This is a genomic window from Neisseria sp. P0022.S010, from assembly GCF_051956635.1.
Window position 1 is genome coordinate 1 of sequence record NZ_JBQCXF010000096.1, and the last position, 9,527, is coordinate 9,527.

The window sequence follows — 9,527 nt, forward strand, 5'->3', positions numbered from 1 at the left end:
CTACGACATTGCATGAAAATAAAAAAGGTTCACTTATGAACAGAGCCAATCTTCAAGAGCTGGGTAATCTGAGGGAGCGGATTCCCGGCGTCATCAACATCGCCCGAATAGCCATCGTCTTGCCGCTATTGGTTTTGCACGCTTTTGGCAGCTATACGGGCGGCAATCTGATTGGCGTTTCGTTGCCGGCAGTTGAGTTTTATATCTGGATAACGCTGTATTTCTTCCTGATTATGCTCTCCGTGCTCCGCCCGGGCTGGCAGTGGCAATCCTTGGATTTGCCCAATGCCAGCGCAGTGGTCGACATCACCATGATTATGGTTTTAGTGTATATCTCCGGCGGTACGGCTTCCGGTTTCGGGATTTTGGTTTTGCCGTTTGTCGCCACGTCGTGTCTGCTCAGTTATGGCCATTATCCCATGCTGTACGCAGGCTATACAGCAATGCTGTTTATTTTGAACCTGTTTTTAGACGGCAGTATACGTTTCGATTCGTTTAATTGGGACGCAAAATCAGTGGCGAATTCTTTGATGCTGATCGGCGCCAGCTATCTGGTGGCGATGCTGACCTCGTTTGCCGCCCGTTATCTCGAACAGGCCACAGAGTCCGCCAGCCGCCATCAATTGGCCTACCGCCGTATCAGCGGCTTGAATCATTTGGTTTTGAACCGCGTTCAGGAAGCGGTTGTGGTGATTGATGCGACCCAACGCGTGTGGCTGTTTAACAAGCAGGCAAAAATCTATTTCCCCAGTCTGATTATCGATCAGCAGGAAATCGTGTTTGGCGAACTGGTCGCACGCTGGCAGCGTCAACCCGACAAACCTTTTGAAACCGATATCCATATTTTCCAACACGCCATGCACGTCCGTGCCGTTCCGCTGATTCAGGAGCAAACTGAGCTGCTGATGTTGTACGTCCGCTCATTGCGTGAAGTGGCTGCGGAGGCCATGTCCACCAAGCTGACTTCGCTCGGACAGTTGACTGCCAACCTTGCCCACGAAATCCGCAACCCGATGTCCGCCATCCGTCATGCCAGCGATTTGTTGCAAGAGGGCGATGAGGCAGACGCGCTCAAGGCCAAGCTCTACAACATCATCGACAGCAATATCCAACGCATCGACAAGATGTTGGAAGACGTATCCCTGTTTAACAAACGAGACAACATCAGCCGCCAGCCGATTAATCTGATGAAATTCTGGTTGGAGTTCAAGCAGGAATTTACCTTGAACAATCCCGATGCCATCGGCTGTCTGCGCATGAATATGGACGGCAACAATCTGACCGTATTGGTCGATCCTATGCACTTGCAGCAAGTGATGTGGAACTTGTGCAACAATGCGTGGCGACACAGCCGTCAGGACGAAAACGCCATTACCGTCCTTATCCGCCCTAGCGGCAGGATGCATATTTCCATCGTAGTGGCGGACAACGGCAAAGGCGTGCCGCCTGATGTACGAAATCATTTGTTCGAGCCGTTTTACACTACCGAAAAACAAGGCACCGGCTTGGGGCTTTACGTCGCACGCGAGTTGGCACACGCCAATATGGGGCAGCTGCATTATCACCCTGAAATGAACGGGTTTGAATTGATTTTACCGAAGGAGCAAGCGCGGGATGAATAAATTGCAAGAGCCGGTTTTGGTTGTTGATGACGAGGCGGACATCCGCGACCTGATGGAAATGACCCTGATGAAAATGGGTCTGCGCGTCGATACTGCGGCTGGTGTTGAAGAAGCCAAAGACAAGCTGGACAGCAACGATTATTCGCTGGTGCTGACCGATATGCGTATGCCCGACGGCTCCGGCCTAGAGGTTGTCCAACACATTGATGAACTGATGCTCGACACGCCAGTCGCCGTGATTACGGCTTTCGGCAATGCCGACCAAGCCGTTGAAGCCTTGAAAGCAGGGGCGTTTGATTATCTGCAAAAACCGATTACGCTGTCGCAGTTGCGTTCATTGGTTAAATCGGCAGTATCGGTTTCAGACAATACTACCGAACCCACGCCGTCTGAAAAAGTCAAATCGCAGCCTGCGCCAGTTTCTGCCGCCCTGTATAAACCCGAACCTCAGCCGGCCAAGCCTGTTGTTACGCCTCCTAAGAGCGTACAGAATGAATTTAACCGGCCTTTGACTGTTCCGGAAGGACTCAATTCCTTAAAAGAGCGTTTTTCAGCCGGCAGCATCAATCCTGCTCTGCAACAAGACGCACCTATATTGGAAGGCGAGGACGATATGCCGCGCCTGTTGGGCACCTCGCCGCAAATGGTCGAAGTGCGCCACCTGATTCGCAGATTGGCCCACAGCCTTGTTCCCGTTTATATCTCCGGCGAGTCCGGTACGGGTAAAGAGCAGGCGGCGCGCACGATTCACGAACTGTCCGACCGTGCCGACAAACCGTTTATTGCCGTCAACTGCGGTGCCATTCCTGAAAACCTGATGGAAAGCGAATTTTTCGGTTACAAAAAAGGCAGCTTTACCGGCGCGGATCAAGACCGTTTAGGTTTTTTCCAACACGCTGACGGCGGCACTTTGTTCCTTGACGAAGTTGCCGATCTGCCGCTTGCCATGCAGGTCAAACTCCTGCGCGCCATTCAAGAAAAAGCCGTGCGCCGTATCGGCGATGCGCGGGAAACCTCTGTGGATGTGCGCATTATTTGTGCAACCCATAAAAACCTCGAAGCTTTGGTTGAAAGCGGCGCGTTCCGTCAGGACTTGTATTACCGCCTCAACGTTGTCACCCTGCACATGCCGCCTTTGCGCGAAATGCGCGAAGACTTGGGCGCGCTGATTTTGTATCTGCTGTACAAACACCGTCACGGCAATCAAACCTACAAACTCAGCCCGAAAGCCCAAGAAGCCCTGTTGCATTACAGCTATCCCGGCAACTTCCGCGAGTTGGAAAACATCCTCGAACGCGCCGTCGCACTGACGGTCGGCCAAGTGATACAAGTGGATGACTTGCAGATTCAAAACACCCCACAGGTTAAGGCTGAACGCAGCGGCTTCTCTTTTGACGATATTGCCGAACCTGACGCACGCGAAACTACACTCAATCACAGCCCCATTCCGCCGTTTGATCCGCGTACCATGCAGATACAGGATTACCTCGACCAAGTGGAACGCAGCATCATCGAGCAGGCTTTGCAGCAAACCCGTTACAACCGTACCCAAGCCGCCAAACTTTTGGGCATCAGCTTCCGCTCTATGCGCTACCGCATGGAACGCTTGGACATCAATTAAAACGTTCAGACGGCCTGAGTTTTCAAGGCCGTCTGAAACATAAGCCTTATGTACAAGATTTATTTTGACGAAACTTCATCTACCGAACTTCGCAGCCTTGCCGCGCCTTTCGGGCTGACCGTTATCGACCGGCAGCCTGAAGAAGGCAGTTTCCTTATCGCTGACGAAAGCGGAATCAGCTTGTGCCGCGCCGGTGAAAAAGGCTGTGTCCGCGTTGATTTTGATGGCGGTGCCGCCCATTATCGGCGCACTAAAGGCGGAGGCGAGTTGATTGCCAAAGCCGTTAACCACACTACGCAACCGACTGTTTGGGACGCTACCGGAGGACTGGGGCGCGACAGTTTTGTGCTTGCCTCGTTGGGTTTGAAGGTACAAACTTTTGAACAAAATCCTGCCGTTGCCTGTCTACTTTCAGACGGCCTCAACAGAGCAGTGCAAAGTGAAGAGACACGGGAGATTGCCCAGCGTATTACTTTGCATTTCGGTAATGCCGTTGATTTAATGCAGGAATTGGCCACACAAAACGGCAGATCCGATGTAGTGTACCTCGACCCGATGTATCCGGAGCGTCGCAAAACCGCCGCCGTGAAAAAAGAAATGGCTTACTTTCACGACTTGGTCGGCGTGGCACAAGACGAAGCCGAGTTGTTGGATGCGGCATTGAATACCGCCAAAAAACGCATTGTCGTCAAACGCCCGCGCTTGGGCGAATTTCTCGACGGGCGCAAACCTGCTTATCAATACACAGGCAAAAGCACACGTTTTGACGTTTACCTTCCGACAAGGCCGTCTGAAGACTAAAAGCAAACTTGCAACATATCAAAAGAAACCGCCGGCGTTATCAGCGCGGCGGCAAAGTATGATATAAATACCCTTTCCCAAACTTCATTGGAGCAAACTATCATGGAATTAGTATTCATCCGTCACGGACAAAGCGAATGGAATGCGAAAAACCTTTTCACCGGCTGGCGCGATGTCAAGCTGAGCGAGCAAGGTTTGGCAGAAGCCGCGGCAGCAGGTAAAAAGTTGAAAGAGAAGGGCTACGAGTTCGACATCGCCTTTACTTCCGTTCTGACCCGTGCCATCAAAACCTGTAACATCGTTTTGGAAGAATCCGACCAACTGTTTGTTCCACAAATTAAATCATGGCGTTTGAACGAGCGCCACTACGGTCAGCTGCAAGGTATGGATAAAAAACAAACCGCAGAAAAATACGGCGACGAGCAAGTCCACATCTGGCGCCGCAGCTACGACACCCTGCCTCCGCTGCTGGATCCTAAAGATCCTCACTCCGCCCACAACGACCGCCGCTATGCCAACCTGCCTAGCGATGTCGTACCTGATGGCGAAAACCTCAAAGTGACTCTCGAGCGCGTCCTGCCTTTCTGGGAAGACCAAATCGCTCCGGCCATCTTGAGCGGCAAACGTGTATTGGTTGCGGCACACGGCAACTCCCTGCGCGCTTTGGCCAAACACATCGAGGGCATTTCCGACGAAGACATCATGGGCTTGGAAATCCCAACCGGTCAGCCGCTGGTGTACAAATTGGATGAAAACCTGAAAGTGATTGAAAAATTCTACCTGTAAGGTAAAGGGAAAAAGGACGTGTTGGACACGTCCTTTTTTATATTTGTCTGTTTTGAGGCCGTCTGAAGGCAGTTGATGGCGGGCGACATGAAAAAAGGACGCGTAAAGCGTCCTTTATGGAGATTAAACCCTGTATTACTGGTTTTTCTCGATGATTTCTTTGAGGTGGGGCATAGGGCTGTAACCGCTTTGGCTGCGGCCGTTAGGGAAGACCACGGTTGGTGTGCCGTTGAAGCCGAATTGTTCGCCCAACGAAGTGGTTTCTGCAACAGGGTTTTCACAGTTTGCTTTGCCGCTTGGGAGCTTGCCTTTGCGCATCCAGTCGATCCATGCCTGGGTCGGATTAGGTTGGCACCACAACAGCTCGGCTTTGCGCGCGGCATCAGGGTGCAGGCTTGGAATCGGCATCATGAAGGTATAAATCGTGATGTCGGTCATTTTTTCAAACTCATGTTCCAAGCGTTTGCAGTACGGGCAGTCCGGATCGGAGAAAACAGCGACTTTCAGTTTGCCGTTGCCGCGTACTTCTTTGATGGCTTTGTCCAAAGGCAGGGAAGCAAAGTCGATTTTGTTCAAATCGGCGGCGCGTTCTTCAGTCATGCTTTGACGCGTGTTGACGTTGATGAGGTCGCCAACGAGCATATAGTCGCCTTTGGCATCGGTATAGATGATTTGTTTGCCGCTGACGACAACTTCGTAAATGCCTTTAATCGGTGTTTCATTGACGCTCAAAACTTTCAAATCTTGGGCGGCATAGACTTTTTCCAAACGCGCTTTCAAAGAAGCAGCAACGGATTTGTCGGCAGGCGCTTCCGCTTTGGCAGCAGGGGCAGGCGCCGCGTTGGCATTGGATACGGCAGGTTGACCGCATGCCAACAAAGGAAGGACGGCAAACGGTGTTAAGATTTTGATTAACTTGGTTTTCATGCGAGAGACTTGCGTGTGTTGAAAGTAAGGCATTGTATCAAACCTCTGTCATGTCTGCATTGTACTCAGGCTCAAATTATCGTCTGAAAATAGCTTTCGGCTGTTAAAATACGAAAAAATAATTTGATTGTTTGTATGTTCTATCACCGTATTGCCGTAAACGTGCCGCTTTCAGACGGCCTTTTGACGTATTCCTATTCCGAGCCGCTTCCTCCGGGAACTCGGGTGCTTGTGCCTTTTCGCAATAAAACCGTTGTCGGGATTGTGTGGGAAACGGATATTTCGCCCGATATGGATACAGCGCGGATTTTGAGCGCTCAGACGGCCTTTGTGGAAGAAAAGCCGTTGCCTCAAAGCTGGCGTGATTTGCTCTCGTTTACGTCGCGTTATTACCACTATCCGACGGGGCAGGCGGTGTTTGCCGCGCTGCCGCAGGGTTTGAAGGAAACGCGCGCGGTGGAAATGCCGCAGCTGCCGTTGTTTTACGCGTTGAACGAAGCGGGCAGGGCGCAAACGCCGCCGCCGGCGCGGTTCAACAAAAAAGCGGCTCTGTGGGACGCGCTGCTGTCGGGCGGAATGACGATGGCGGCGTTGAAGCAGGTGAACGCGCAGGCGGCGAAATTAATCGAAGATTGGGCGGAACAGGGTTGGATTGAAACGACGGAAGCGGCGAAACCTGTATTGAGGTCGTACCACGGGCAGGCTTCGCACTCTGAATTTGTATTAAACGCCGACCAGCAGAAGGCTTCCGATGAAATTCAGACGGCCTTTGGTAAATTTCAGCCGTTTTTGCTGTACGGCATCACCGGCAGCGGCAAGACCGAGGTGTATTTTGATGCGATGGCGAAAGTGTTGGCGCAGGGGCGGCAGGTGTTGTTTCTGTTGCCCGAAATCAACCTCACGCCGCAGCTTTTGAAGCGGGTGGAAAACCGTTTTGCCGACGTGCCGACTGCTGTGTTGCACAGCCAGATGGCGGCAGGCAGGCGCACGCAGGATTATCTGCGCGCCATGTTGGGGCAGGCGAAGCTGGTGATTGGCACGCGGCTGGCGGTGTTCACGCCTTTGCCTGATGTCGGGCTGATTGTGGTTGATGAGGAACACGACGGCTCGTTCAAACAAGACAACGAATTGCGCTACCACGCCCGCGATTTGGCGGTGTGGCGGGCGAAGCAGAGCGGCTGCCCTATCGTGTTGGGCAGCGCCACGCCCAGCTTGGAGAGTTGGCACAAGGCGCAAAGCGGCGCGTACCGCCTCTTGCAACTGACCGAGCGCGCCCATGCCGCCGCGCAACTGCCGCAAGTGGATATCCTCAACGTAGGCCGTCTGAAACTCGACAACGGCTTCTCGCCGCAAGCCTTGCAGCTTTTGAAGCAGAACTTTGAAGCAGGCGGCATGTCGCTGGTGTACCTCAACCGGCGCGGTTTCGCGCCCGCGCTGTTTTGCGGCGACTGCGGCCATACCTTCGGCTGTCCGAACTGCTCCGCCAAAATGGTGTTGCACCAACGCGCCCGCCAACTGCGCTGTCACCACTGCGACCACCGCGAACCCATCCCGTTCAAATGCCCCGACTGCGGCAACCAAGACCTGACCGCCGTCGGCCACGGCACGCAGCGCGTCGAAGAAACCCTGCGCGCCTTCCTGCCCAAGGCCGCCGTCGTCCGCGTCGACAGGGACAGCACGGCGCACAAAAACGACTGGGCGGATTTGTACCGCCGCATCGCCGACAACGAAATCGATATTTTGGTCGGCACGCAGATGCTCGCCAAAGGCCATGATTTCGCGCGGCTCAACCTCGTTATCGTATTGAACGCCGATGGCAGCCTGTATAGCGCGGACTTTCGTGCGCCGGAAAGGCTGTTCGCCGAGCTGATGCAAGTGTCCGGCAGGGCGGGGCGCGCCGACAAACCCGGCAAGGTGTTGATACAGACCCAACTGCCCGAACATCCCGTCTTCGCCGCCGTCAAAGCGCAGGACTACGCCGTGTTTGCCGAAAACGAATTGAACGAGCGGCAAATGTTCGCCATGCCGCCCTTCGGTTTTCAAACCGCCATTCGCGCCGACGCGCCGCGTGTTGCCGATGCGATGGAATTTCTCAACGCCGCCAAAGAAACCCTTGCCCCGCTTTTACCCGAAAGCGTCTCCCAGTTCGGCGCCGCCCCCATGCTGATGGTGCGCCTCGCCGAACGCGAACGTGCGCAAATCTTCCTCGAATCCCCGTCCCGACAGGATTTGCACCGCGCCGTGAGTTTGTGGGTGCAGGTGTTACAGCAAAACCGCGACGGCAAAATCCGATGGTCGGTGGATGTTGATGTGCAAGAGGCTTGATTGAAATGGTTCAATCAATAAGGAAATAAAAGGCCGTCTGAAAATCTGTTTTTCAGACGGCCTTAAGTTTTGAAATCAGTTTAGAAGAATTTTGCAGCGATATAGCCGAGTGCAAGCAGGCTCAAAACGGCGAATACGATAGCCATTGTAAGCAGAAACCGTGTTTTCTTCCTCGCTGCAAGTGCGGCCAGCTCAGGATTTTGGCCTAACTCTTTGCGTAATTGGGATTCCAATTTGGCACGGATTTTTTTGCGCAGTTTTTTCTCTTCCTGCTCACGTTCATATTTGAGCTTGTGGGCAATTTCGGTTTGTTTTTTATGCTCGAAAGAGATTCTTTCCTGCCATTCAATGCGCTTGCGCTGGATGGCAAGCTCATTTTTTTCTGTCAAATCAAAGTGGCAGGTTTTACATTCCTGTGAATCTAGTTCGTCAATAATCGTCATGCAGACGGGGCATTGGATAGGGTCGGGAGTGTTGACTGCCAATACGGCTTCTTCTTCAACCGCTTCCAATTCCATAGCCTGACGGACGATCACGTCCAAACCCAAATAGCCGAAGTAATGCTGCGCATTTTCTCGCTCGTCTTGGGTGCATTTCTCGGCCACAATGGCTTGCGGACGTTCGGCCAAGGCTTGAATCAGGCTCTCAACTTCGTTTTCAGGCAGGTTGTCATACAGGCAGGCATGGATGCGCTCCCTATCCGTGTTCGGCGGATAGGAAACGTATACGTCGAAAAATTTTTCTTGTTTGCTCATTGATATCCCATGAGTATTTCGACTGCGTCAACCAAATGGGTTTGGCCTAAGGTTTTGTTATTGTGTTTGAGCTGTCTTGGCTTATGATACGAGCCAGAACAGAGGCTGCAGTCTCAGGCAGACCAAGTACGGTTTGCCTTTGTGTCGTTAATCGGCTGGACAATAATTTTTTATTTATATGGAAATATGCATGTCCAATGTTATGTCTATTGCAGAGTAAATATTCACGCCCGATATTATTATAAGGTAAATCTAAAATTGTTTAAAATAAATTCACACAAAAGGCCGTCTGAAGATACAGATGGCCTGTTTTTTGTGGCAAAAACGGACTGTTTATACGGAGAAGGACGAACCGCAACCGCAAGTTGTCTCTGCATTCGGATTGCGGATGACGAATTGAGAACCTTGCAGGCTTTCGGTGTAGTCGATTTCTGCACCAACCAGATATTGGTAGCTCATTGGGTCAACCAAGAACGTCAGGCCGTTTTTCTGGATTTCAAAATCGTCGTCGTTTTTGATTTCATCAAAGGTAAAACCATATTGGAAGCCGGAGCAACCGCCACCGTTGACGAATACGCGCAATTTTAAATCAGGATTGTTCTCTTCGGCAATCAAGTCGGCAACTTTGGTGCAGCAGCTGTCAGTAAAGATAATAGGGCTTTCGTCTGACATGATGTGATTCCTTTTATA

8 protein-coding genes are annotated in these 9,527 nt (G+C 52.1%); 5 read left to right on the top strand and 3 right to left on the bottom strand.

Features of this window, described 5'->3' with window-relative positions; all coding sequences use genetic code 11:
* Window positions 1–35 precede the first annotated feature (35 nt).
* The 4 genes from ACTHUT_RS09940 (at window position 36) to ACTHUT_RS09955 (ending at window position 4,830) form a co-directional block, all read left to right on the top strand.
* Window positions 36–1,622 (top strand): two-component system sensor histidine kinase NtrB, encoded by a 1,587-nt coding sequence (locus ACTHUT_RS09940; RefSeq protein ID WP_440418769.1) that lies wholly within the window; start codon window positions 36–38, stop codon window positions 1,620–1,622.
* Window positions 1,615–3,243, top strand: coding sequence for a sigma-54-dependent transcriptional regulator (locus ACTHUT_RS09945; RefSeq protein WP_250601294.1), 1,629 nt, complete (start codon window positions 1,615–1,617; stop codon window positions 3,241–3,243). The genes ACTHUT_RS09940 and ACTHUT_RS09945 overlap by 8 nt, the downstream gene beginning before the upstream one ends.
* Before the next feature lie 48 nt (window positions 3,244–3,291).
* Window positions 3,292–4,044, top strand: a complete 753-nt coding sequence (locus ACTHUT_RS09950; protein ID WP_250601292.1) for a class I SAM-dependent methyltransferase — start codon at window positions 3,292–3,294, stop codon at window positions 4,042–4,044.
* Between the two features lie 102 nt (window positions 4,045–4,146).
* Complete coding sequence (locus ACTHUT_RS09955; RefSeq protein WP_003679823.1) at window positions 4,147–4,830, top strand: 2,3-diphosphoglycerate-dependent phosphoglycerate mutase; 684 nt, start codon at window positions 4,147–4,149, stop codon at window positions 4,828–4,830.
* A gap of 135 nt (window positions 4,831–4,965) precedes the next feature.
* Here the strand turns inward: ACTHUT_RS09955 and ACTHUT_RS09960 are convergent, their stop codons facing one another.
* A complete protein-coding gene (locus ACTHUT_RS09960; RefSeq protein ID WP_036473591.1) occupies window positions 4,966–5,757 on the bottom strand; it encodes a DsbC family protein in 792 nt (263 codons plus the stop codon).
* A 135-nt stretch (window positions 5,758–5,892) separates the two neighbouring features.
* On the opposite strand from ACTHUT_RS09960, the gene ACTHUT_RS09965 reads away from it, so the two are divergent.
* Window positions 5,893–8,082: a primosomal protein N' gene (locus tag ACTHUT_RS09965; protein ID WP_250601289.1), complete on the top strand. Its 2,190-nt coding sequence runs from the start codon at window positions 5,893–5,895 to the stop codon at window positions 8,080–8,082.
* 80 nt (window positions 8,083–8,162) lie between these two features.
* On the opposite strand, the gene ACTHUT_RS09970 is transcribed toward ACTHUT_RS09965, so the two are convergent.
* Window positions 8,163–8,837 (bottom strand): hypothetical protein, encoded by a 675-nt coding sequence (locus tag ACTHUT_RS09970; RefSeq protein ID WP_440418770.1) that lies wholly within the window; start codon window positions 8,835–8,837, stop codon window positions 8,163–8,165.
* Window positions 8,838–9,170: 333 nt separating this feature from the next.
* Window positions 9,171–9,509: an iron-sulfur cluster insertion protein ErpA gene (gene erpA, locus ACTHUT_RS09975; protein WP_003680162.1), complete on the bottom strand. Its 339-nt coding sequence runs from the start codon at window positions 9,507–9,509 to the stop codon at window positions 9,171–9,173.
* Between the last annotated feature and the right edge of the window lie 18 nt (window positions 9,510–9,527).

What these genes read in the sequence shown, in the direction of transcription:
- ACTHUT_RS09940 (WP_440418769.1), top strand. Translation starts at nt 36, where the DNA reads ATGAACAGAGCCAATCTTCAAGAGCTGGGTAATCTGAGGGAGCGGATT.
- ACTHUT_RS09945 (WP_250601294.1), top strand. Translation starts at nt 1,615, where the DNA reads ATGAATAAATTGCAAGAGCCGGTTTTGGTTGTTGATGACGAGGCGGAC.
- ACTHUT_RS09950 (WP_250601292.1), top strand. Translation starts at nt 3,292, where the DNA reads ATGTACAAGATTTATTTTGACGAAACTTCATCTACCGAACTTCGCAGC.
- ACTHUT_RS09955 (WP_003679823.1), top strand. Translation starts at nt 4,147, where the DNA reads ATGGAATTAGTATTCATCCGTCACGGACAAAGCGAATGGAATGCGAAA.
- ACTHUT_RS09960 (WP_036473591.1), bottom strand. Translation starts at nt 5,757, where the DNA reads ATGAAAACCAAGTTAATCAAAATCTTAACACCGTTTGCCGTCCTTCCT.
- ACTHUT_RS09965 (WP_250601289.1), top strand. Translation starts at nt 5,893, where the DNA reads ATGTTCTATCACCGTATTGCCGTAAACGTGCCGCTTTCAGACGGCCTT.
- ACTHUT_RS09970 (WP_440418770.1), bottom strand. Translation starts at nt 8,837, where the DNA reads ATGAGCAAACAAGAAAAATTTTTCGACGTATACGTTTCCTATCCGCCG.
- erpA (WP_003680162.1), bottom strand. Translation starts at nt 9,509, where the DNA reads ATGTCAGACGAAAGCCCTATTATCTTTACTGACAGCTGCTGCACCAAA.